Origin of the sequence: Citrobacter sp. RHBSTW-00944, from assembly GCF_013615435.1 — a bacterium.
Classification (GTDB): Bacteria; Pseudomonadota; Gammaproteobacteria; order Enterobacterales; family Enterobacteriaceae; genus Citrobacter; species Citrobacter braakii.
The window spans coordinates 2,913,266-2,935,061 of record NZ_CP055418.1 but is presented as its reverse complement, the minus strand read 5'-3'; the positions used below and the strand labels follow the sequence as shown (position 1 = coordinate 2,935,061).

General features: G+C 51.6%; 20 protein-coding genes. 9 read left to right on the top strand and 11 right to left on the bottom strand.

The window, feature by feature from the left end; genetic code table 11:
- Window positions 1–13: 13 nt before the first annotated feature.
- Window positions 14–1,297, bottom strand: a complete 1,284-nt coding sequence (locus HV334_RS14130) for a YeaH/YhbH family protein (RefSeq protein WP_047498921.1) — start codon at window positions 1,295–1,297, stop codon at window positions 14–16.
- Between the two features lie 123 nt (window positions 1,298–1,420).
- Complete coding sequence (yeaG, locus tag HV334_RS14125; RefSeq protein ID WP_047498919.1) at window positions 1,421–3,355, bottom strand: protein kinase YeaG; 1,935 nt, start codon at window positions 3,353–3,355, stop codon at window positions 1,421–1,423.
- 434 nt (window positions 3,356–3,789) lie between these two features.
- Here yeaG and HV334_RS14120 point away from each other — a divergent pair, with 434 nt between their 5' ends.
- Window positions 3,790–4,536, top strand: a complete 747-nt coding sequence (locus tag HV334_RS14120; RefSeq protein ID WP_047498918.1) for a MipA/OmpV family protein — start codon at window positions 3,790–3,792, stop codon at window positions 4,534–4,536.
- A gap of 121 nt (window positions 4,537–4,657) precedes the next feature.
- Here HV334_RS14120 and HV334_RS14115 read toward each other — a convergent pair.
- Window positions 4,658–5,355, bottom strand: a protein-coding gene (locus HV334_RS14115) for an IS1-like element IS1B family transposase (protein ID WP_095033700.1) whose coding sequence is annotated in 2 segments (ribosomal slippage) — window positions 4,658–5,106 and window positions 5,106–5,355 — 699 coding nt in all. Because the reading frame shifts where the segments join, the coding sequence is not laid out codon by codon here.
- A 536-nt stretch (window positions 5,356–5,891) separates the two neighbouring features.
- On the opposite strand from HV334_RS14115, the gene HV334_RS14110 reads away from it, so the two are divergent.
- The 3 genes from HV334_RS14110 to HV334_RS14100 all read left to right on the top strand — a co-directional run bounded on the left by HV334_RS14110 (window position 5,892) and on the right by HV334_RS14100 (window position 7,531).
- Complete coding sequence (locus HV334_RS14110; protein WP_019076610.1) at window positions 5,892–6,134, top strand: hypothetical protein; 243 nt, start codon at window positions 5,892–5,894, stop codon at window positions 6,132–6,134.
- A 10-nt stretch (window positions 6,135–6,144) separates the two neighbouring features.
- Window positions 6,145–6,498, top strand: a complete 354-nt coding sequence (locus HV334_RS14105) for a hypothetical protein (protein WP_181220527.1) — start codon at window positions 6,145–6,147, stop codon at window positions 6,496–6,498.
- A 178-nt stretch (window positions 6,499–6,676) separates the two neighbouring features.
- Window positions 6,677–7,531 carry an aldo/keto reductase gene (locus HV334_RS14100; RefSeq protein ID WP_047498916.1) on the top strand — a complete coding sequence of 285 codons (855 nt, stop codon included), beginning with the start codon at window positions 6,677–6,679 and terminating at the stop codon, window positions 7,529–7,531.
- A 95-nt stretch (window positions 7,532–7,626) separates the two neighbouring features.
- Here HV334_RS14100 and HV334_RS14095 read toward each other — a convergent pair whose 3' ends face one another.
- Window positions 7,627–8,511 (bottom strand): D-hexose-6-phosphate mutarotase, encoded by an 885-nt coding sequence (locus tag HV334_RS14095; protein WP_131348412.1) that lies wholly within the window; start codon window positions 8,509–8,511, stop codon window positions 7,627–7,629.
- Between the two features lie 199 nt (window positions 8,512–8,710).
- Complete coding sequence (gapA, locus tag HV334_RS14090; protein WP_003030697.1) at window positions 8,711–9,706, bottom strand: glyceraldehyde-3-phosphate dehydrogenase; 996 nt, start codon at window positions 9,704–9,706, stop codon at window positions 8,711–8,713.
- 341 nt (window positions 9,707–10,047) lie between these two features.
- Here gapA and msrB point away from each other — a divergent pair, with 341 nt between their 5' ends.
- Both msrB and HV334_RS14080 read left to right on the top strand, forming a co-directional pair.
- Window positions 10,048–10,461 (top strand): peptide-methionine (R)-S-oxide reductase MsrB, encoded by a 414-nt coding sequence (gene msrB, locus HV334_RS14085; RefSeq protein ID WP_016152816.1) that lies wholly within the window; start codon window positions 10,048–10,050, stop codon window positions 10,459–10,461.
- 42 nt (window positions 10,462–10,503) lie between these two features.
- Window positions 10,504–10,779, top strand: a complete 276-nt coding sequence (locus tag HV334_RS14080; RefSeq protein WP_047498910.1) for a YeaC family protein — start codon at window positions 10,504–10,506, stop codon at window positions 10,777–10,779.
- Window positions 10,780–10,823: 44 nt separating this feature from the next.
- Here HV334_RS14080 and yajD read toward each other — a convergent pair whose 3' ends face one another.
- From yajD to sppA, 5 genes are all read right to left on the bottom strand, one after another.
- On the bottom strand, window positions 10,824–11,168 hold the full coding sequence (gene yajD, locus HV334_RS14075) for an HNH nuclease YajD (protein ID WP_003832478.1): 345 nt from the start codon (window positions 11,166–11,168) through the stop codon (window positions 10,824–10,826).
- 93 nt (window positions 11,169–11,261) lie between these two features.
- Window positions 11,262–12,515 (bottom strand): glycoside hydrolase family 18 protein, encoded by a 1,254-nt coding sequence (locus HV334_RS14070; RefSeq protein ID WP_181220526.1) that lies wholly within the window; start codon window positions 12,513–12,515, stop codon window positions 11,262–11,264.
- Between the two features lie 260 nt (window positions 12,516–12,775).
- Complete coding sequence (pncA, locus tag HV334_RS14065; protein ID WP_181220525.1) at window positions 12,776–13,420, bottom strand: bifunctional nicotinamidase/pyrazinamidase; 645 nt, start codon at window positions 13,418–13,420, stop codon at window positions 12,776–12,778.
- An 8-nt stretch (window positions 13,421–13,428) separates the two neighbouring features.
- A complete protein-coding gene (gene ansA / locus HV334_RS14060; RefSeq protein ID WP_016156311.1) occupies window positions 13,429–14,445 on the bottom strand; it encodes an asparaginase in 1,017 nt (338 codons plus the stop codon).
- A 55-nt stretch (window positions 14,446–14,500) separates the two neighbouring features.
- The gene (sppA, locus tag HV334_RS14055; protein WP_016156312.1) at window positions 14,501–16,357 is read right to left on the bottom strand and encodes a signal peptide peptidase SppA; all 1,857 of its coding nucleotides are present in this window, start codon (window positions 16,355–16,357) and stop codon (window positions 14,501–14,503) included.
- Window positions 16,358–16,532: 175 nt separating this feature from the next.
- Between sppA and HV334_RS14050 the strand changes: the two genes are divergently transcribed.
- The 3 genes from HV334_RS14050 (at window position 16,533) to topB (ending at window position 20,195) form a co-directional block, all read left to right on the top strand.
- Window positions 16,533–17,084 carry an NAD(P)H nitroreductase gene (locus HV334_RS14050; RefSeq protein ID WP_016152830.1) on the top strand — a complete coding sequence of 184 codons (552 nt, stop codon included), beginning with the start codon at window positions 16,533–16,535 and terminating at the stop codon, window positions 17,082–17,084.
- Window positions 17,085–17,200: 116 nt separating this feature from the next.
- The gene (selD, locus tag HV334_RS14045) at window positions 17,201–18,244 is read left to right on the top strand and encodes a selenide, water dikinase SelD (RefSeq protein ID WP_103766207.1); all 1,044 of its coding nucleotides are present in this window, start codon (window positions 17,201–17,203) and stop codon (window positions 18,242–18,244) included.
- A 4-nt stretch (window positions 18,245–18,248) separates the two neighbouring features.
- Window positions 18,249–20,195, top strand: a complete 1,947-nt coding sequence (gene topB / locus HV334_RS14040; protein ID WP_049282049.1) for a DNA topoisomerase III — start codon at window positions 18,249–18,251, stop codon at window positions 20,193–20,195.
- A 63-nt stretch (window positions 20,196–20,258) separates the two neighbouring features.
- Here the strand turns inward: topB and gdhA are convergent, their stop codons facing one another.
- Window positions 20,259–21,602 (bottom strand): NADP-specific glutamate dehydrogenase, encoded by a 1,344-nt coding sequence (gene gdhA / locus HV334_RS14035; RefSeq protein WP_181220524.1) that lies wholly within the window; start codon window positions 21,600–21,602, stop codon window positions 20,259–20,261.
- Window positions 21,603–21,796 lie beyond the last annotated feature (194 nt).

The following is a 21,796-nucleotide window of genomic DNA, read 5'->3' as shown; positions in this document are numbered from 1 at the left end:
GGTGCTGATTCAGTTAATCTTTCACTGACGCGCCCTGTTTGTGAAAAAGCTCACGGAATACCGGATAAATATCATCCTGGTCGCGGATATGCTGCATCGCAAAGTTTTCAAACGTTGATTGCAGATGTTCGTATTCACGCCACAAGGTCTGGTGCGCGCGGCGGGTGATTTCGATATAGCTATAATATCGCACCATCGGTAGCAGTTTTTTCGCCAGAATCTCATGACACAACGGGGAATCATCCGCCCAGTTATCACCGTCCGAGGCCTGTGCGGCATAGATGTTCCACTGGGCTGGGTCGTAACGGTCTTTTACCACTTCATCCATTAACTTCAGCGCGCTGGAGACAATGGTTCCCCCGGTTTCCTGAGAGTAGAAGAACTCGTGCTCATCCACCTCTTTCGCCTGGGTATGGTGGCGAATATAAACCACTTCAACGTTTTTGTAGGTCCGACTCAAGAACAGATACAGCAAGATATAAAAACGCTTGGCCATATCTTTGGTCGACTGATCCATTGAACCGGAGACGTCCATCAGGCAGAACATCACCGCCTGGCTGGAAGGATCGGGCCGTTTTTCATAATTCTTGTAGCGTAAATCAAAGGTGTCGATAAACGGCACGCGTTCGATTTTTGCCCGTAGTTCGGCAATCTCTTTGCGTAACCGTTCCTCTTCCAGCAACTGCGCTGGTTCACTTTTCGCGATGGTTTCCAGATCCGCTTCGAGCGCATGCAATTCGCGACGCTTACCTGCCGTCATCGCTGTGCGGCGCGCCAGTGAGTTTTGCAGGGAGCGCACCACGCTGATGTTGGCAGGCACGCCGTTAGAGGTGAAACCTGCCCGGTGCGTTTTGTACTCCGTTAACTGACGCTGCTGATTCTGCTTCAGGTTAGGAAGTGCTAAATCTTCGAACAACAGATCGAGATATTCATCTTTAGAGATCTGGAAGACGAATTCATCCTGACCCTCGCCATCCTGGCTGGCCTGGCCTTGTCCGCTTCCTGAACCACCGCCTCCGCCCTGCGGGCGTTCAATGCGGTCGTTCTGCACAAAATGGTCGTTACCCGGATGCACGCGATGGCGCAAGCCGCCACGCCCCTGATGGAACATCGGTTCGCTAATATCATCAGTCGGAATAGAGACAGATTCGCCGCTATCCACATCAGTCACCGAACGCTTGTTAATGGCCTCGGAGATCGACTGTTTAATTTGCGATTTATAACGGCGTAAGAAGCGCTGGCGGTTTACCGTGCTCTTGTTTTTGCCGTTAAGACGCCGGTCAATAAACCAGGTCATAAGCCCCCCGTACTGCATTTGCCAACTTTATGCTACATCAGTAACGCCGGATGCGCTGAGCATATCCGGCCTACGGATGTGTATTGTCGGCCCGGCAAGCGTATGCGCCTCCGGGCACTTATTTTAAGACGATTTACGTACGCGCAAATACCATTCGCACAGTAAACGCACCTGTTTACGCGTGTAGCCTTTTTCCATCATCCGGTCGACAAAATCGTCGTGTTTTTTCTGCTCGTCAGTTGAGGTTTTTGCGTTGAACGAAATGACCGGCAGCAGCTCCTCGGTATTGGAGAACATTTTCTTCTCAATGACCGTGCGCAGTTTTTCGTAACTGGTCCAGTTTGGATTGCGACCGCTGTTATTCGCTCTGGCACGCAGAACAAAGTTGACGATCTCGTTACGGAAATCTTTGGGGTTACTGATACCCGCCGGTTTCTCAATTTTCTCCAGTTCTGAGTTCAACGACTCGCGGTCAAACAACTGACCGGTATCCGGGTCGCGATACTCCTGATCCTGAATCCAGAAATCCGCATAAGTGACATAACGGTCGAAAATGTTTTGTCCATATTCGGAATAGGATTCGAGATAAGCCGTCTGGATCTCTTTGCCAATGAACTCAGCATATTTCGGGATCAGATAGCCTTTCAGGAACTCAAGATAACGTTCTGCCAGATCCTGCGGGAACTGTTCGCGCTCGATTTGCTGCTCCAGTACGTAGAACAGATGCACCGGGTTAGCTGCCACTTCGGCGTGGTCAAAGTTAAACACGCGTGAGAGGATCTTAAACGCGAAACGCGTCGAAAGACCGTTCATTCCCTCATCGACCCCGGCGTAATCCCGATACTCTTGATAGGACTTCGCTTTTGGATCGGTATCTTTCAGGCTTTCCCCATCGTAAACGCGCATCTTCGAGTAAATGCTCGAGTTCTCAGGTTCTTTCAGGCGAGAAAGAATGGTAAAGCGAGAGAGCGTTTCCAGCGTGCCCGGTGCGCAAGGCGCATGGGTCAGCTCACTGTGGTTAAGCAGTTTTTCGTAAATTTTGATCTCTTCGGAGATCCGCAGGCAATAAGGCACTTTGACGATGTAAACACGGTCAAGGAACGCCTCATTGTTTTTATTATTACGGAACGTCACCCATTCGGACTCGTTCGAGTGGGCAAGAATAATTCCGTTAAACGGCAGGGCAGAGATACCTTCTGTCCCGTTGTAGTTTCCTTCCTGGGTTGCGGTCAGCAAAGGATGCAGCACTTTAATCGGTGCTTTAAACATCTCAACGAACTCCATTATCCCCTGGTTTGAGCGGCACAGTGCGCCCGAATAACCGTAGGCATCAGGATCGTTCTGGGCGTGGTGTTCGAGTTTACGAATATCCACTTTCCCGACCAGCGCAGAGATATCCTGGTTGTTTTCATCACCAGGTTCCGTTTTGGCGATAGCGATCTGCTCCAGAATAGACGGCCAGACTTTGACAACGCGGAATTTTGTAATGTCCCCGCCAAAATCATGCAGACGTTTTGCAGCCCAGGGCGACATGATCGTACCGAGATAACGACGCGGGATCCCATACTCTTTTTCCAGGATCTGCGCGTCTTCCTGTGGGTTAAACAGGCATAACGGATGATCGTTTACCGGGCTACGTTCGCCGTTGGCGCTCAGGACATAAATCGGTACTCGCTGCATCAGCGACTTCAGTCGCTCAGCAAGAGATGATTTCCCCCCTCCCACAGGCCCCAGCAGATACAGAATCTGCTTCTTCTCTTCCAGACCCTGAGCCGCATGCTTCAAATAAGAAACAATCTGCTCAATGGCCTCTTCCATGCCATAAAACTCTTCAAAAGCGGGGTATCGTGCAATCACCCGATTCGAAAAGAGTCGAGAAAGACGAGGTTCGTGGGCAGTGTCGACCATGACAGGCTCACCAATAGCCATTAATAGCCGCTCTGCCGCATTGGCATAAGCGCTGCGATCTTGCCGACAAGTGGTAAGAAACTCCTGCAGCGTGAACTCTTCGTCCTTGGCAGCTTCATAACGCTGGCGATAGTGATCGAATATATTCATGGTATGCCGTCCTTTCGTTTTTTTAGCACATGTTAAGAGCCGTTCATATGAATAGTAGAGGCCCCTGAAGAGGTAAACTGAACGACGTCGCTGCTGAAGAAATAAGCAACTCTCATGCCATTGTGGTGGTCAGGAGATCAACGTATTCGGTGATACACCTTCTAAAATTAAGCGTAGATGGCATTTGCAAAACTTGCCTGTGTGCGCAAATGAATTTCAATGGCATATCAATAACTCATCAGCAAAAAAAGCATGTCTTTTGTAAATATATGGGGCAGGATTCATGCGGTGTTCACTGTCCTGCAAGCAAAATGTCATCACTCGCTGAGAAATTAGGGGGTTACATTCTGGGGCGAATCCGTAAAATAGTTGGGCTGAAGCGTATTGACGGTTAAACTTTGACCGCTACACATTTAAATAAGGAATTATTGACTGTGACCAAACTCAAACTTCTGGCACTTAGCGTGCTTATTGCCACTTCCGCTAACGTCGCACAGGCAGAGAGCAACCTGACGCTGGGCGCAGGCGTTGGTGTGGTTGAGCACCCTTACAAAGATTACGACAGTGACGTTTACCCGGTCCCGGTTGTGAGTTATGAAAGCGATAACTTCTGGTTCCGTGGTCTGGGCGGTGGTTACTACCTGTGGAATGACGATATCGATAAGCTGTCGGTGATGGCCTATTGGTCGCCAATGTACTTCAAACCGGGTGACAGCGACGACAACCGTCTGCGTAGTCTGGATAAACGTAAGAGCACCATGATGGCTGGCCTTTCTTACATTCACAACACGCAATACGGTTTCCTGCGTACCAGCCTTGCAGGGGACACGCTGGATAACAGCAATGGTATTGTATGGGATCTGGCGTGGTTATACCGCTATACCAATGGCGGTCTGACGTTGACTCCGGGGATTGGTGTCGAGTGGAACAGTGAAAACCAGAATGAATACTATTATGGTGTTTCACGCCATGAATCTGCCCGTAGCGGCTTGCGTAGCTACGATCCTGAAAGCTCCTGGAACCCGTATCTGGAGCTCAGCGCAAACTATAACTTCCTGGGCAACTGGAGCGTATACGGTACTGCGCGTTATACCCGCCTGTCTGATGAAGTGACAGACAGCCCGATGGTGGATAAATCCTGGACGGGTCTGATTTCAACGGGTGTTACCTACAAGTTCTGATGCCACTGCGTGTCAAACACTAGCCCGCAGAGATGCGGGCTTTTTTGTGCATATCAGAGATGAATATTGATCCAAAACATGTGATTTGATTTTTTGTGCTGTTTTGGGTAATGACTCCAACTTATTGATAGTGTTTTATGTTCAGATAATGCCCGATGACTTTGTCATGCAGCTCCACCGATTTTGAGAACGACAGCGACTTCCGTCCCAGCCGTGCCAGGTGCTGCCTCAGATTCAGGTTATGCCGCTCAATTCGCTGCGTATATCGCTTGCTGATTACGTGCAGCTTTCCCTTCAGGCGGGATTCATACAGCGGCCAGCCATCCGTCATCCATATCACCACGTCAAAGGGTGACAGCAGGCTCATAAGACGCCCCAGCGTCGCCATAGTGCGTTCACCGAATACGTGCGCAACAACCGTCTTCCGGAGCCTGTCATACGCGTAAAACAGCCAGCGCTGGCGCGATTTAGCCCCGACGTATCCCCACTGTTCGTCCATTTCCGCGCAGACGATGACGTCACTGCCCGGCTGTATGCGCGAGGTTACCGACTGCGGCCTGAGTTTTTTAAATGGCGGAAAATCGTGTTGAGGCCAACGCCCATAATGCGGGCGGTTGCCCGGCATCCAACGCCATTCATGGCCATATCAATGATTTTCTGGTGCGTACCGGGTTGAGAAGCGGTGTAAGTGAACTGCAGTTGCCATGTTTTACGGCAGTGAGAGCAGAGATAGCGCTGATGTCCGGCAGTGCTTTTGCCGTTACGCACCACCCCGTCAGTAGCTGAACAGGAGGGACAGCTGATAGAAACAGAAGCCACTGGAGCACCTCAAAAACACCATCATACACTAAATCAGTAAGTTGGCAGCATCACCCTGTTTTGGCATTACATCGGCCGCAACAAATAGTTAACGTATTTTTCCTGCCGCAATTACCAAAATTAAACCTGTTGTTTGATGAGACTGAAATCTATTCGTTTGTGAATGGAAGAGTATCTGTACAGTTTCACGAATCATTGTTCTGGGAGAGTGATTTCTGGTTTCGCAATATATTGATAATATTCTATTTTATAATCACGGTATAATTTTATCGTGAAACTCTCGCCACTAAAAATAGCAAGATAACTATTTTATTATTTTTGTGTAACGATGAAAGTTAACTTTCATTTGAAAAAAATAAAATCATTAAGTTAATTTTTATTTTACATCTTTTAGGTATTTATCTGAAAAAATTAAAATTGACATTAAATAAGCGATTGCAGATATTACTCCAACTTAATAAGTAAAGACAGTAACGCTGCATGGCTCTGATATTAAATGTCATGTGGTTTTCTTGCGAATAAACCTGGTAGAGATAATGAAAAAGTTAATCATGATAGCAGTGATGGGTGGGATTCTGACGGGATGTTCCACCGAGGCTTCACGCATGAGTGCTTGCGAAAGCAAGGGCGTGAGCCGCGATGCCTGCTATATCGCTGAGCAAAACCGTCAGGCGACAATCAATGCCGTAGCTGAAAAACAAGCTATGGAGAACGCGCAAAACGTATATAACTCAAATGATACTAATTCCAGTCATCACCACAAACACAATAATTATTAAGGTGTAACTTATGAAGAAATTAATAATTATCGCTGCACTGGTCGCAACATCTGCGGCTGCACCAGCCTATGCCATCAGCGAGGCTTACCGTCAGCAGTTACAGCATGAACATAAAACGATGGTCAGCGATGCTAATGCTCCGGTGCACGCCAGTAAAATCACACCCGTGCATGTGAATAAACTGGGCGTAGAATTTAAACGTGGCGCTGATGGTATTGCTTATATTAATGGCAAAGCTGCGGCAAATGATGAGAACAATGCAGACGCTCAGTCTTATAGCGCGGGCTTGATTTCCGTCATTGTCTATAAAAACGGGAAAATTAACGCGATGAAAGAGGGGAAATATTTAGGTCGCTTAAAATAACCGCAGTGCAGTTAAGATTTTCTGTCATTCGGCCCGGGAGCATTGTTTGTTGCCGGGTTTTTTATTGCCGTTGCCATAGCGGTCAACTTCCAATCTTAGAGGGTGCAATTTGTGCACCCTAACAGGACACATGCCAGTTGTTTTGCTTTACTGTGGTGCATTAACACAGGAGGGTGCGATGACAGCGAAACAGGTGATGTTTACAAAGCAGGTATCGCTGCCTGCTATTGGGCAGGGAACATGGTACATGGGCGAGGATCCTGGCCGACGCCGGGAAGAGGTTTCAGCGCTGCGGGCTGGTCTGGATCTCGGTCTGCGGTTGATTGATACCGCCGAAATGTATGCAGATGGTGCAGCGGAAGAGGTAGTGGGTGAAGCATTAACCGGGCGTCGTGATAGCGCTTTTTTAGTCTCGAAAGTATACCCCTGGAATGCCGGTGGTCAGAAAGCCATTGCCGCCTGTGAAGCGAGCCTGCGTCGACTAAAAACCGATTATCTGGATCTCTATTTGCTCCACTGGACGGGCAGTTTTTCATTTGCTGAGACCGTTGATGCCATGGAAGCACTCATTGCGCAGGGGAAAATCCGCCGCTGGGGCGTCTCTAATCTCGATTACGATGACATGCAGGCGTTATGGCAAGTCACAGGTGGGCGGGAATGTGCCACTAACCAGGTGCTTTATCATTTAGCATCGCGCGGTATTGAATATGATTTACTGCCGTGGTGCCAGCAGCAGCAGATGCCGGTCATGGCTTACAGTCCGTTGGCTCAGGCGGGGCGATTGCGCGGTGACTTGCTTTCTCACTCTGTGGTGAACGACATCGCGCACGCGCACAATGTTAGTGCTGCGCAGATTTTGCTGGCATGGGTGATCCGTCTGCCGGGCGTGATGGCAATTCCAAAAGCGGCAAGCGTAGCGCATGTCGAACAAAATGCCGCCGCGCTGGAGATAACGCTCTCTGTTGATGAGCTGAAGCAGTTAGATAAGGCATATCCAGCGCCAAAGGGTAAAACGGCGCTGGATATGGCCTGATTTGCCGAATGGCGATGCTCACGCTTCTTATCCGGCCTACGCAATGTTTGGTAGGCCGGATAAGGCGCAAGCTCCGTCAGGCTACAGACACAATTTTAGCGTTTAGCAACGCGGATAGTTTGTGCCAGGCGTGATGGTTTTTCTTCGCGGGTTTTCTGCGGCGCGGTCGCGTAAGCCGTCTCTACGCAAACAAACGTTTTATAGCCATCATCCGGCATGTCGCCCATGCTAACGGACAGCGCCGGACCCGGGTTCCAGCCCACGACATTCAGATGGTGGTGATGGACGACGTCGATATTGCGGTTGAGCGCATCATCATGGATAACGCTGCACGCTTGCGGATTCAGATAGACACGATCGGTGCGGTCCGGGAAGGTCTGGATACCATCAGCCAGCACATCTTCTTTAGCATCATTCACTTTGTCGATCAGGCGATCGCCAAGTCCACTGACTTTTACTGCCGCAATGTCACCGACGTTGAAATAGGTATGCAGCGCAGAGGTGGTTTCAAATTCACCGTGGGCTTCCAGTTCCATTTCACAGGTGGCACCTACTTTGAAACGGGCCAGCAGGCAGAACTCGTGCGGCCATAGCTGACGCGTTTCAGCGTTGCTTTGCAATTCAAACGTTAGCGCCACGCCATTGTCGTCTTCGTTGTGCGCTTTCAGCGTCCATGGCAGGTTGCGGGCAAAACCATGAGAAGGCAGGCCCTGCTGAGCAGCCGGACCAAACCACGGCCAGCAAATTGGTACGCCGCCACGCAGCGCTACGCCGGTTTTAAACGGGGTATTGTTACTTAGCCACAGGACTTCCTCTTCGCCGTTGGGTTTCCAGGAAAGAAGATGTGCGCCCTGCAGTGCGAAAGATGCTTTAACCTGTGGATGATCGACCACAAGAATCTCAAGTTCATCAAGCTGGCGGCGGGAGAGGACCGGGGTAATTTGTTCGATTACCGGAAGTGCAAAAATTTTATTAATCATTATGCAATCCTTTTTTTTACCCTAAATAATTCGAGTTGCAGGACGGCGGCAAGTGAACGATCCCGATGAGCTTACAGAAGTAAGTGATTCGGGTGAGAGAGCATTGCCAACACACCGGTAACTTGAAGTATGACGGGTATCTTCAGGCAAAAAAAAGAGCGACCTGAGTCGCTCTTACAGATTACTGTTTCATCTCAACTTATTTGGAGATGTGAGCAATCAGGTCCAGAACTTTGTTGGAGTAGCCGGTTTCGTTGTCGTACCAGGATACCAGTTTCACGAAGTTGTCGTTCAGTGCGATACCAGCTTTAGCATCGAACACGGAAGTGCAAACTTCACCGTTGAAATCGGTAGATACTACGTCGTCTTCGGTGTAACCCAGAACGCCTTTCATCGGGCCTTCGGAAGCAGCTTTGATTGCTTTCTTAATTTCTTCGTAAGAAGCAGCTTTTTCCAGACGAACGGTCAGGTCAACAACAGATACGTTCGGGGTAGGAACGCGGAACGCCATACCAGTCAGTTTGCCGTTCAGTTCTGGCAGTACTTTACCTACAGCTTTAGCAGCACCGGTAGAGGACGGGATGATGTTCTGGGATGCGCCGCGGCCGCCGCGCCAGTCTTTGTGAGACGGGCCATCAACGGTTTTCTGAGTAGCGGTGGTCGCGTGAACAGTAGTCATCAGACCTTCGATGATGCCGAAGTTGTCGTTGATAACTTTAGCCAGCGGAGCCAGGCAGTTAGTGGTGCAGGAAGCGTTAGAAACGATGTCCTGACCTTCGTATTTGTCAAAGTTAGCGCCTTTAACAAACATCGGAGTGTTATCTTTGGACGGACCAGTCAGAACCACTTTTTTCGCGCCAGCAGTGATGTGCTTACGAGCGGTTTCATCTGTCAGGAACAGGCCAGTAGCTTCAGCTACTACGTCAACACCAACTTCGTCCCATTTCAGGTTAGCCGGATCACGTTCAGCGGTAACACGGATTTTTTTACCGTTCACGATCAGATGACCGTCTTTCACTTCAACGGTACCGTTGAAACGGCCGTGAGTGGAGTCATATTTCAGCATGTAAGCCATGTAGTCAGCGTCTAACAGGTCATTGATTGCAACGATCTCGATGTCAGAGCGTTCTTGAGCAGCACGGAAAACAATGCGACCGATACGGCCAAAACCGTTGATACCTACTTTGATAGTCATATATTCCACCAGCTATTTGTTAGTGAATAAAAGGTTGCCTGTAAAATTACAAAAACCTTACGCAGCGTCAAGCGGAATCGTGTCAATCATTGCGACAAATCAATCTGCTGCTTAAGCTTTGCGCAACTGACTCGCCTCACTCTTCCTTTGGGCTTGAAACCACATGGGGTCGGCGGCCCGAATTTTAAAGGGCAATCAAGATAAAAACGTGATTGTGATCACGAATTGCAGGCTGCCATTTCGCACGGATCAAGTTTAGAACAAAAGTTCGCACTCTGGTGTTAATGTTTTGTTAGAATCTGTCTCGCGATGTGAGTTTAGATAAAGCGAGATGTGAGCAAATGGCTAATCAACCTTCTCCAGAAGAACTAAAAAAAAATTTAACCGAAATGCAGTTCTACGTGACGCAGAATCACGGGACAGAACCACCATTTACCGGGCGTTTGCTGCACAACAAGCGTGACGGCATCTACCATTGTTTGGTCTGCGACAAACCGCTATTTCGTTCCGAGACAAAATATGACTCTGGCTGCGGCTGGCCCAGCTTTTACGAGCCTGTCAGCGCAGAGGCTATCCGTTACATTAAAGATACTTCACACGGTATGCAGCGCATTGAAATCCGCTGTGGTAACTGTGATGCGCATCTGGGGCACGTTTTCCCGGATGGTCCGCAACCTACCGGTGAACGTTACTGCGTTAACTCAGCCTCTTTGAACTTCACCGATGGTGAAAACGGTGAGCAGACCAAAGGCTGAAGAAACGATTCAGCAAATTATTCTACGGAGAGTGGATTTAACATGAATCTTGATGAGATGATCAACAGCATGACGCCGGAAGTTTATCAGCGCTTATCAACTGCCGTTGAACTCGGAAAATGGCCGGATGGCGTGGCGCTAACGGTAGAACAAAAAGAGAACTGCTTACAGCTGGTGATGCTGTGGCAGGCGCGAAACAATATTGACGCGCAGCATATGACGATTGATACCAACGGTGAGATGGTGATGAAGAGTAAGCAGCAGTTGAAAGTGGAGTTTGGTATTACGCCCGAACCCATTGCGACGTTTAAATCCTGATTACTCAGGCCCGGCAAACATCTATGTCGGGCCCGCAGTTGAAGTTATTTCTTGTTCATCATCGCCTTCAGATCGGCGAACGGATTATATTTTGCTTCGCCCACCGCTTTCTGCGCATCTTCGCCTGCAACCACCGTTGAACCATACTGGTCCGCTTCCGTATATTTGGAATGTTCGTGATCGTGGCAGTACAGGCACAACATTTCCCAGTTGCTACCATCTTCCGGGTTATTGGAGTGATCGTGATCGATATGGTGTACCGTCAATTCGCGCAAATTTGAGTACACGAACTCACGGGAACAACGTCCGCAGACCCAGGGGAAGAGTTTAAGCGCCTTTTCCCGGTAACCGACTTCCAGACGGGCGTAATTTTTAGGGATAAAAGCCATAAAGCTCATGCCTCCAGTAGAAAATGAAAAGCTGCGCCAAAAGCTGGCGCAGCAGAATGCGATAATCATAACCTATTGTGTCAGGCGTTGGGATCAGTGTTTGATGCCTAACGAATCGGCTAACTGCTTCGCCAACTGGTTTTGGTCATCCGCACCGTATTCCCAGAACATGGCGCCTCCCAGCCCCTTGCTCTTGATGTAGTCAGCCTTGATCGCTACCGAGCGCGGGTTTTCATAAGAGAGGGCAAAGAGCGCTTTTCCATCCACAGACTGCACTGACAGCCACGGTACTTTTGCTTCATCATCCCAATGCTGGCTAAAGCGCTTCTGCGGATCGTTGATCAATTTCGCCACAATGTCGTTGTACTTCACATAGGTATCTTTGCTCAGATCGATGCCCAGTGATTTGAACAATTCAATTTGCGCGGGCCCGAAATAGGGCTGGGTAACAGGATTTTTCTGTGCGTCAGGTTTGCTCCAGTCAATGCCAGGCTCAACAGCGCGTTTCGGTACGCGACCATAAAAGCCAATGCCCAGGTTCATCTGACTCGCTTTTAGACCGGCAGCAAGATAGTTGTTGACCACAAAATCAGCGCTGTACTTATCCGCCGCGGCGACTGTCGGCCATTGTGTCGAATCGTACAGGTTCGAGTTGAAATACTGCGTACCGTAAGCCATGTCATAGGTCATCAGGTTTATGTAGTCGAGCGATGGCGCAATGGCTTTCACATCCACCCAGCTTTTCGGGCTTTCCGCATTTGCGCCCACGGCGATAGTCAGTAGTTTTTTATGCCCCAATGCGGCGCGGAGCTCTTTTAACAGCGCGGTAAAGTTAGCTCGGTCGGCCGGTTGACTTTCGACCAGTCCCCAGGCGCCGTTGACCGGGTATTCCCAGTCGAGGTCGATGCCATCAATGCCATATTTCGCAATTATCTCCTGAGCAGACTGAATAAACACCGCGCGCGATTCTTTCGTTGCTGCCGCGCCGGAGAATCCACGTGCCCCCCAACCACCGACGGAAAGCAATACTTTCAGGTTCGGATTTTGTTTACGCAGCTGTGGAATTTTCAGTAAATCATCCTGCACTTTCGGTGAAAGCCAAATCTGATGCAGTTTGCCGGCGTCTTTTAAGGCGTCATTGGTCTCGTCTTTTTCGTTGTTGTAGACAAGGCCAAACGAATAGTTGAGATGGGTTATCTGACGAACATCCAGTTTATTGATGTCGCCACCAGGACCGGCAGTGACGTCGCCGCCACCATTGAAGTAGCCAACTGACATCAGTGAACTGGCGGAAACAACGCTGGCGCAAAGCAGGGGTAATGCTGCCAACAAAGGCAATAGTTTCATCGGTGTTCCTCTTTGACATTTAAACAAGCAAACACGCCACGGAAATGGCGTGGCGAAAAAAACAGCACCTGCAGGTTAACAGTTTCATAACAGGAAAAATGCGAAGGTGTTCACGTCATGTTGGCGAAGCGGCAAACCATTTCTGGTAGGTTGTATCGGTTGGGGCAAACATTACTGATTGTTGACGCAAGTCCTTTTTCTGGCCTACAGATTTGCATACATGCGCAAATTCAATAGGCCGGATAAGGCGTTTTAAAATATTAGCGATGGGTTTCCAGCCAGTCATCAAGCGTATACAGCGTTGCGCCCGCTGCGGCCATTTCCATAAACGCCTCTGCACTGTCCTGGGGTTGAATATTGACGCCACGGCAGCCGTCGGTAATAACGCTGACGGTATAACCAAGATCGAGCGCATCCAGAACGGTGAATTTAACGCAATAGTCGCTAGCCAGACCCATGATAATAAGCTCAGCAATACGGTGTTCGAGCAGCCAGGCGTTCAGCGCGGTTGCCTGACGACGACCGTTATCAAAAAACGCACTGTAACTGTCGACCAGCGGGTTCTCGCCCTTGGTGAAGGTTTTCGCTATTGCACGCTGTTTCAGCAGCGGATGCAGGGCCGCTCCTTCGCTGTTTTGCACGCAATGATCGGGCCAGAACGTTTGCGCCAGACCATCCAGTTGTCCTTGACTGTAGGGGGCGACCTGATGCTGGCTGGCAAAACTACCGTGATTAGCCGGATGCCAGTCCAGACTGGCAACAACCGTGTCGCCGCGTAGGGCGCACCAGTCAATCAGACGGTTGGCAATCTCGATTGTGCTGTCGCCTTGCGGAACAGCGAGAGCGCCGCCGGCACAAAAGTCATTTTGTAAATCGACCAACAGTAAGGCTCGGGCCATGGGCATAGACTCCTTTATTCGTCCGGGGTGAGCTCGCCGCGCAGATTTTGCGTCATAGCTTCACGAATGCTCTGCACATCCAGTCCCTGACTGAGTAAATAGTGCAATTTGGTGAGCGTGGCTTCGACGGTCATATCCGCGCCGCCAATCACGCCAGCGTGGGCGAGGGCATTACCCGTCGCATAGCCACCCATGTTTACCTTGCCGGACATACACTGGGTCAGGTTCACCACAACAATGCCACGTGAGCTCGCATCTTCAAGTTCTTGCAGAAACTCTTTATTTTGCGGTGCATTGCCCACGCCGTAGGAGCGCAAAATTAACGCTTTTACCGGCTGGCGCAGGAAGTTACGCACCACATCAGCGGAGATACCTGGGTAAATGGTGACCACGCCAATCGGTTGTGGAGTAATAGGATGAACAATCAGTTCGCCTGCGCCGTGCGGTGCTGGCGGTGTTCCCAGTCGACGGATGTGGATCCCGGCTTCCAGTAGCGGCGCAAGGTTGGGTGAGGCAAAGGCGTCAAAGCCATCGGCGTGTGCTTTAGTGGTACGGTTGCCGCGAAACAGTCGATTGTTGAAAAACAGGGTTACTTCATTGATCGGGTAATTTGCCGCAACGTACAGCGCGTTGAGCAGGTTGATTTGCCCGTCTGAACGTAGCTCTGCCAGCGGAATTTGTGACCCTGTCACAATTACCGGTTTACCCAGGTTCTCCAACATAAAAGAGAGCGCTGAAGCCGTAAACGCCATGGTGTCGGTGCCGTGCAGAATGACAAAACCATCGTAATCGTCGTAGTGTGCTTTAATGTCTTCCGCAATATGCTGCCAGTCTTCCGGCGTCATGTCGGAGGAATCCATCAACGGGACGTATTCGTGGATGGTGAAGTCTGGCATCTCCGGGCGGTGGAATTCAGGCATCAATGCCAGTTGACGCTGGAGATGACCAGAAACAGGAATATAACCCTGTTCTGAGCGCTGCATACCAATGGTACCGCCGGTATAGGCAACGTAAATCGATTTCTTTTGCATGACTTTTCTTCTGTCTCAATGAAAACCCCTCTTCATCCCGAAGAGGGGGCAATTGTTAGCGAACGTTGGCGCAGGTCAGGCAAAACGCATATCGGTTTTGCGGATCGTTAAACGCGGCCAGCTTATCGCTTTCCGCTTTAACTGCACTGGCCGCAGAAGCAAGCGGCGCCGGGAGCATGGCCTGAATAGCTTCGGGCAGCATGGCGCGAACGGAGCCTGACATGCTGTCCATTACCATATCGACGAATGTCGGTTCATCCTGATAATACGCAATGTGCCACTGTTTCAGCTTGGCAAGCTCAGCCGCTTTCGCGATGGCGTCGTCAAAATCACCGAGGCTGTCTACCAGTCCGTTGGCTTTCGCATCCTGACCGGTCCAGACGTGACCCTGCGCGATTTTGTCAATCTGCTCAGGGGTTGTCTTACGTGCATCCGCGACCAGCGTGATAAAGCGCTTATAGCCATTTTCAATGCTCAATTGCATCATTTGCTGCACTTCAGGCGGTAACGCTTTGGTGATGGAGATATCCGCCAGCGGGGAAGTGGCCACGCCATCGGTATGTACACCAATGGAATCCAGGCTGTTTTCTACGGTGTTGATCACACCAAAGATCCCGATTGAACCGGTTAACGTGCTGGGGTTTGCCACAATGTAACTGGCTGGGGTGGAGATCCAGTAGCCACCGGAGGCCGCCATGCCGCCCATGGACACGACAACCGGTTTACCCGCCGCTTTTGCCGCAGCCAGCTCAGCACGAATGACTTCCGAGGCGCTGACGCTGCCGCCAGGACTGTTCACGCGCAGAACAATAGCTTTCACTTTCGGATCGAGACGTGCTTCGCGGATTTGTGCGGCAGTGGTGTCGCCCCCCACATTTCCTGGGGTTTCTTCACCGTCCATAATCGCGCCGTTCGCGAAGATAACGCCAATGCTGTCTCCGGTATCCGCCGGCGTTTTCAGCGAATAATCGTAATAGCTGACGGCGCGATAGTTTTTATCCGCTTTGCTCCAGCCAAACTGTTTGGTCAGCATTTTTTCGACTTCGGCGCTGGAGGCGAGTGCATCCACCAGTTTGTTGTCGAGCGCATATTTCGCCGTATCTCCATCGACCTTCGTCAAACCGTCCAGCATTGCCTGTGCGCCAGGGAACACCTGCTGAGCTGGGATCTGGCGGTTGGCGGCGACCGTGTCGAGATAGTTCTGCCACAGCTCGCCGATCCAGCGACTGTCGGCTTCACGCGCGGCAGGAGACATATCATCGCGGATAAACGGTTCTACGGCAGACTTATAGGTCCCGACGCGGAATACGTGCGTGGAAACTTTCAGCTTATCGAGCAGGGACTTGTAGTACAGACCGTTGGTGGCAAAGCCGTGCAGATCAACGGAACCCTGCGGAGAGAGGTAAATTTTGTTAGCAAAACTGGCGAGGTAATACTGCCCCTGGCTGAAGTTATCGCCCACGGCAAAGACCGGTTTACCGCTGTCGCGGAATTCCCGCAGTGCTTTGCCGATATACTGCATGGAAGGCTGGTCTGCCCCGGCAAAATTTTTCAGATCCATCACGATGCCGGTGATGTTGCGATCATCTTTTGCCTGGCGAATAGTATTCACGATATCGAACAGGGAGTTTTCCTGCAGACGATCGGAACTGGCGCCAAACAGCTGACGGCCAATAACGCTTAAACGACTGGTGCTCGAAGGCTTATCGACAATCACCCCGGAGATATCCAGCAGCAGCGCGCCTCGCTCAGCGTGTTCGCTGGTGTTGCTGCTGCTGACCTGCATCCAGATGCCCACGCCAACCAGCACCAAAAAGATGAAGAACAGGTTAAGCACAAATTCACGGACGAAATTGAGTAATCGCCATGTCCATTTAAAAAATCCGGCAATAAATCGCCACAGGGTTCGCATGTATTCTCCCTACCAATTAACAACACGCCACCCCGAAATCCCGGAGAAAGGCGATAAGATGAGGCTATCGTAATGACCCGACAGGCACTTGTCAGCAGGAATCACCGCCTGTGCTGTAACAAAATCCGCTCACGTGTTAATTTTGTGAACAAATTTCATTGTTGGAGTTAAGCAAATGGATGCACTCGAATTACTTATGACCCGTCGTAGCGCCTCTCGTCTCGTCGAACCGGCCCCGGCAGGAGAGCAACTGCAAAATATTCTGCGTGCGGGAATGCGCGCGCCGGACCACAAAACGCTGCAACCGTGGCAATTCTTTGTCATTGAGGGCGAAGGGCGTGAACGCTTTGCCGCCGTGCTTGAAAAAGGCGCTATTGCATCTGGCAGCGATGAGAAGGCCCAGGAAAAAGCGCGCAGCGCGCCGTTTCGCGCACCGCTGATTATTACCGTGGTAGCGAAATGTGAAGCAAACGACAAGGTTCCGCTATGGGAACAGGAAATGTCTGCCGGTTGTGCGGTTATGGCCATGCAGATGGCTGCCATTGCCCAGGGCTTTGGCGGTATCTGGCGCAGTGGCGCATTAACCGAAAGTGAGGTCGTCCGCGAAGCGTTTGACTGTCGCCCACAGGATAAAATCGTCGGTTTTCTCTATCTGGGCACACCACAGTTGAAAGCTTCCACGACGATTACCCTTGCCGATCCGAGCGCATTCGTCCGTTATTTCTGATATCAACGGCAAAACTGTCTGGATTATGAGCAAAGGCACCCGAATTCAGACAGTCACTCTTACCACATCATGGAATGAGCGCTACCATATCCGGATTGCAATGACAGGAGATGTCCATGAGCGAGCAAGCTATTCGTTTAACGCAATACAGCCACGGAGCCGGTTGCGGTTGTAAAATCTCCCCGAAAGTGCTGGAAACCATCCTGCACAGCGAGCAGGCGAAGTTTGTTGATCCAAACTTACTGGTGGGTAATGAAACCCGCGACGACGCGGCTGTATACGATCTGGGAAACGGCACCAGCGTAATCAGCACCACCGATTTCTTTATGCCGATTGTCGATAATCCGTTTGATTTTGGCCGCATCGCCGCCACCAACGCCATCAGCGATATTTTCGCCATGGGCGGCAAACCGATTATGGCAATTGCTATCCTGGGCTGGCCGCTTGATAAGCTGGCGCCGGAAATCGCCCGCGAAGTAACCGAAGGCGGACGCTTTGCCTGCCGTCAGGCGGGTATCGCGCTGGCGGGGGGGCACTCTATTGATGCCCCTGAGCCTATCTTTGGTCTTGCGGTAACCGGCGTTGTTCCAACTGAACGCGTGAAGAAAAACAGCACCGCCGAGGCGGGATGCAAGCTGTTTTTGACCAAGCCTCTGGGTATTGGTGTCCTGACCACCGCAGAAAAAAAATCGCTGCTGAAGGACGAGCACAAAGGGCTGGCGACGGAAGTGATGTGCCGGATGAACATTGCCGGGGCGGCATTTGCCGATATCGACGGCGTGAAAGCCATGACCGACGTTACCGGTTTTGGGCTGCTGGGGCATCTGAGCGAGATGTGTCAGGGGGCCGGCGTTCAGGCGCAGATCGTCTACCAGGCTATTCCTAAGCTGCCAGGTGTTGAAGAATACATCGCGCAGGGCGCGGTGCCGGGCGGTACCCAGCGTAACTTTGCCAGCTACGGACACCTGATGGGTGAAATGCCGCAGTCGGTTCGCGATCTGCTCTGCGATCCGCAAACTTCCGGTGGTCTGCTGTTAGCGGTAACGCCGGAAGCTGAAGCCGAAGTTAAAGCGTCAGCGGCGCAGTTTGGCATCGACCTCACCGCGATTGGTGAGTTAGTGGAAGCTCGTGGCGGTCGCGCCATGGTTGAGATCCGTTAACTCGATGCGGTTGTTTATTGCCGAAAAACCGAGTCTGGCGCGCGCTATCGCCGATGTGCTGCCGAAGCCACATCGCAAAGGTGACGGTTTTATCGAATGCGGAAACGGGCAAGTGGTGACCTGGTGTATTGGTCACCTGCTTGAGCAGGCGCAGCCAGATGCCTACGACAGTCGTTATGCTCGCTGGAGTCTGGTTGATCTGCCGATTGTCCCGGAAAAGTGGCAACTGCAGCCGCGTCCCTCGGTGACCAAACAGCTCAACGTTATTAAGCGATTTTTGCATGAGGCCAGTGAAGTCATTCACGCAGGTGACCCCGATCGTGAAGGACAGCTGCTGGTGGATGAAGTGCTGGATTACCTGCAACTGGCCCCTGAAAAGCGCCAGCAGGTGCAACGCTGCCTGATTAACGACCTCAACCCGCAGGCCGTCGAGCGGGCGATTGAGCGTCTGCGCGCCAACAGTGAGTTCATCCCCCTTTGCGTGTCGGCACTGGCGCGAGCGCGGGCGGACTGGCTGTACGGTATCAACATGACGCGCGCTTATACCATTCTGGGGCGTAACGCGGGCTATCAGGGCGTACTTTCGGTCGGGCGCGTGCAAACGCCGGTGCTCGGACTGGTTGTGCGTCGCGATGAAGAGATTGAAAACTTCGTTGCCAAAGACTTCTTCGAGGTGAAAGCGCATATCGTGACGCCCGCCGATGAGCGGTTTACCGCTATCTGGCAGCCGAGCGAAGCGTGTGAGCCGCATCAGGATGAAGAAGGGCGCTTGCTGAATCGCTCGCTGGCTGAACACGTGGTAAACCGCATTAACGGTCAGCCGGCGATTGTCACCAGCTATAACGATAAACGGGAATCAGAATCCGCGCCGCTGCCGTTTTCGCTGTCGGCGTTGCAGATTGAAGCGGCGAAACGCTTTGGCTTAAGTGCGCAAAACGTTCTGGATATCTGCCAGAAGCTGTATGAAACCCATAAACTGATCACCTATCCGCGTTCGGATAGCCGTTATCTGCCGGAAGAACACTTTGCCGGACGTCACGCGGTGCTGAACGCGATTAGCGTCCATGCGCCGGATCTGCTTCCGCAACCGGCGGTCAATCCCGATACGCGAAACCGCTGTTGGGATGATAAAAAAGTGGATGCCCACCACGCCATCATTCCAACCGCGCGCAGTTCGTCCATCAACCTGAACGATAATGAAGCGAAGATATACAACCTGATTGCCCGTCAATATCTGATGCAGTTTTGCGCGGATGCGGTATTCAGGAAGTGCGTTATTGAGCTGGACATCGCGAAAGGTAAGTTTGTCGCCAAAGCCCGTTTTCTGGCGGAGGCCGGATGGCGTACGCTGCTTGGCAACAAAGAGCGCGACGAAGATAACGACGGGACGCCGCTGCCGGTGGTGGCAAAAGACGACGAACTGCTGTGCGAAAAAGGCGAAGTGGTTGAACGACAGACCCAGCCTCCGCGGCACTTTACCGATGCCACGCTACTGTCAGCGATGACCGGAATCGCGCGCTTTGTGCAGGATAAAGATCTGAAAAAGATCCTGCGCGCAACGGACGGACTGGGAACGGAAGCGACGCGCGCCGGGATTATCGAGCTGCTGTTTAAGCGTGGTTTCCTGGTGAAGAAGGGGCGCTATATCCATTCTACCGATGCCGGAAAAGCGCTGTTTCATTCGCTGCCTGAAATGGCGACGCGCCCGGATATGACCGCGCACTGGGAATCTATCCTGACCCAAATCAGCGAAAAGCAGTGTCGATATCAGGATTTCATGCAGCCGCTGGTGGGGACGCTGTATCAGCTAATCGATCAGGCGCGCAGCACGCCGGTACGACGCTTCCGTGGTATTGCCGCACCGGGTAGTAGTGGTGGTGACAAGAAAAAGAGTGCGCCGCGTAAACGCACGGCGAAAAAAAGCCCGCCATCTGAAGAGGCGGGCCTGTAATGCGCTCTTAGGCTGGATAAGGCACGTGTGCCGTATCTAGCCTACGGGAACAACAGATCTGAATTAAATCACACCCTGGCCCAACATCGCGTCGGCAACTTTCACGAATCCCGCGATGTTGGCGCCACGTACGTAGTTGGTTTGCTTGCTTTCGCCGCCGTACTCGACGCAGGCATGGTGAATATCCAGCATAATGTGGTGCAGGCGCGCATCCACTTTCTCCGCTTTCCAGCCCAGACGTGCGGCGTTCTGCGCCATTTCGAGACCGGATGTCGCTACGCCTCCCGCGTTGGCCGCTTTACCCGGCGCGAACAATACACCCGCTTCCAGGAACAGATCGGTGGCCTCGATGGTGGTAGGCATGTTTGCCCCTTCGGCGACAGCCTTCACGCCGTTGGCGATCAGCACGCGTGCCGCATCGACATCAAGTTCGTTCTGGGTGGCGCACGGCAGGGCGATATCAACCGGAACCGACCACGGCTGTTGGCCTTCCAGATAGGTCAGGCCAAATTCGCGGGCGTAATCCGCCACGCGGCCGTCGCGGCTGTCTTTGATCGCGCACAGACGCGCCAGTTTTTCTTTGGTAAATCCGCTTTCGTCGACCACGGTACCGCTGGAATCGGAGGCGGTGACTACTCGCGCGCCAAACTCCATGGCTTTCTCAATGGCGAATTGCGCCACGTTACCGGAACCAGAGACGGCCACGCGCATGCCTTCAAAGCCCAGGCCATGGCGTTTGAGCATCGCTTCGGTGAAGTACACCAGACCGTAGCCGGTAGCTTCCGGGCGAATCAGGCTGCCGCCGAAAGAGAGACCTTTACCGGTAAAGACGCAGGCGCTGTTGTTGGACAGTTTTTTCATCATCCCGGCCATAAAGCCGACTTCACGGCCGCCTACGCCGATATCGCCCGCCGGAACATCGGTATCGGGTCCTAAATGGCGGAACAGTTCGGTCATCAGCGCCTGGCAGAAACGCATGATTTCGCCTTCGCTTTTACCTTTCGGATCGAAATCGCTCCCGCCTTTCCCCCCGCCCATTGGCAGCGTGGTGAGGGCGTTTTTAAATGTTTGCTCGAAGCCAAGGAATTTCAGGATCGACAGGTTCACGGAAGGGTGGAAACGCATCCCGCCTTTGTATGGGCCAATGGCGGAGCTAAACTGCACGCGCCACGCGCGGTTGACCTGCACCTGATTGCGATCGTCCAGCCAGACGACGCGGAACTGGATCACGCGCTCCGGTTCAACCAGACGTTCCAGCAACGACATCTGACGATAACGCGGGTTTTGCTCGAGGAAGGGCCACAGTGTCGTCATTACCTCACGAACGGCTTGCGCGAACTCGGTCTGATTCGGGTCGCGCTTTTGCACTTGGTTAAGGAATGACTCCAGAGAACATGTCTGATCCATAGATATAAATACCTCTTATGTATTGATATGGTTATATTTTTGATTTTTGTGTTAAGTGTTTTGCAGTTTTTGACTATAACATCAGCAGTGTGACGGGACGCAAGAAAAAATTAACCGCGCTAAGTAAATTAATATTGCGGCGTGGGTCATAACCAAAAGCGATGATGGCAAGGGCTAAAGTTTCTGCCGGTTTA

Excerpts from the sequence above, each read along its gene's own strand:
- HV334_RS14095 (WP_131348412.1), bottom strand. The coding sequence starts at position 8,511 with ATGATTAATAAAATTTTTGCACTTCCGGTAATCGAACAAATTACCCCG.
- sppA (WP_016156312.1), bottom strand. The coding sequence starts at position 16,357 with ATGCGAACCCTGTGGCGATTTATTGCCGGATTTTTTAAATGGACATGG.
- ansA (WP_016156311.1), bottom strand. The coding sequence starts at position 14,445 with ATGCAAAAGAAATCGATTTACGTTGCCTATACCGGCGGTACCATTGGT.
- HV334_RS14130 (WP_047498921.1), bottom strand. The coding sequence starts at position 1,297 with ATGACCTGGTTTATTGACCGGCGTCTTAACGGCAAAAACAAGAGCACG.
- HV334_RS14105 (WP_181220527.1), top strand. The coding sequence starts at position 6,145 with ATGAAGAAATTAATAATTATCGCTGCACTGGTCGCAACATCTGCGGCT.
- pncA (WP_181220525.1), bottom strand. The coding sequence starts at position 13,420 with ATGCCCATGGCCCGAGCCTTACTGTTGGTCGATTTACAAAATGACTTT.
- HV334_RS14080 (WP_047498910.1), top strand. The coding sequence starts at position 10,504 with ATGAATCTTGATGAGATGATCAACAGCATGACGCCGGAAGTTTATCAG.
- yeaG (WP_047498919.1), bottom strand. The coding sequence starts at position 3,355 with ATGAATATATTCGATCACTATCGCCAGCGTTATGAAGCTGCCAAGGAC.
- selD (WP_103766207.1), top strand. The coding sequence starts at position 17,201 with ATGAGCGAGCAAGCTATTCGTTTAACGCAATACAGCCACGGAGCCGGT.
- topB (WP_049282049.1), top strand. The coding sequence starts at position 18,249 with ATGCGGTTGTTTATTGCCGAAAAACCGAGTCTGGCGCGCGCTATCGCC.
- HV334_RS14110 (WP_019076610.1), top strand. The coding sequence starts at position 5,892 with ATGAAAAAGTTAATCATGATAGCAGTGATGGGTGGGATTCTGACGGGA.
- yajD (WP_003832478.1), bottom strand. The coding sequence starts at position 11,168 with ATGGCTTTTATCCCTAAAAATTACGCCCGTCTGGAAGTCGGTTACCGG.
- HV334_RS14100 (WP_047498916.1), top strand. The coding sequence starts at position 6,677 with ATGACAGCGAAACAGGTGATGTTTACAAAGCAGGTATCGCTGCCTGCT.
- HV334_RS14070 (WP_181220526.1), bottom strand. The coding sequence starts at position 12,515 with ATGAAACTATTGCCTTTGTTGGCAGCATTACCCCTGCTTTGCGCCAGC.
- HV334_RS14050 (WP_016152830.1), top strand. The coding sequence starts at position 16,533 with ATGGATGCACTCGAATTACTTATGACCCGTCGTAGCGCCTCTCGTCTC.
- msrB (WP_016152816.1), top strand. The coding sequence starts at position 10,048 with ATGGCTAATCAACCTTCTCCAGAAGAACTAAAAAAAAATTTAACCGAA.
- gapA (WP_003030697.1), bottom strand. The coding sequence starts at position 9,706 with ATGACTATCAAAGTAGGTATCAACGGTTTTGGCCGTATCGGTCGCATT.
- gdhA (WP_181220524.1), bottom strand. The coding sequence starts at position 21,602 with ATGGATCAGACATGTTCTCTGGAGTCATTCCTTAACCAAGTGCAAAAG.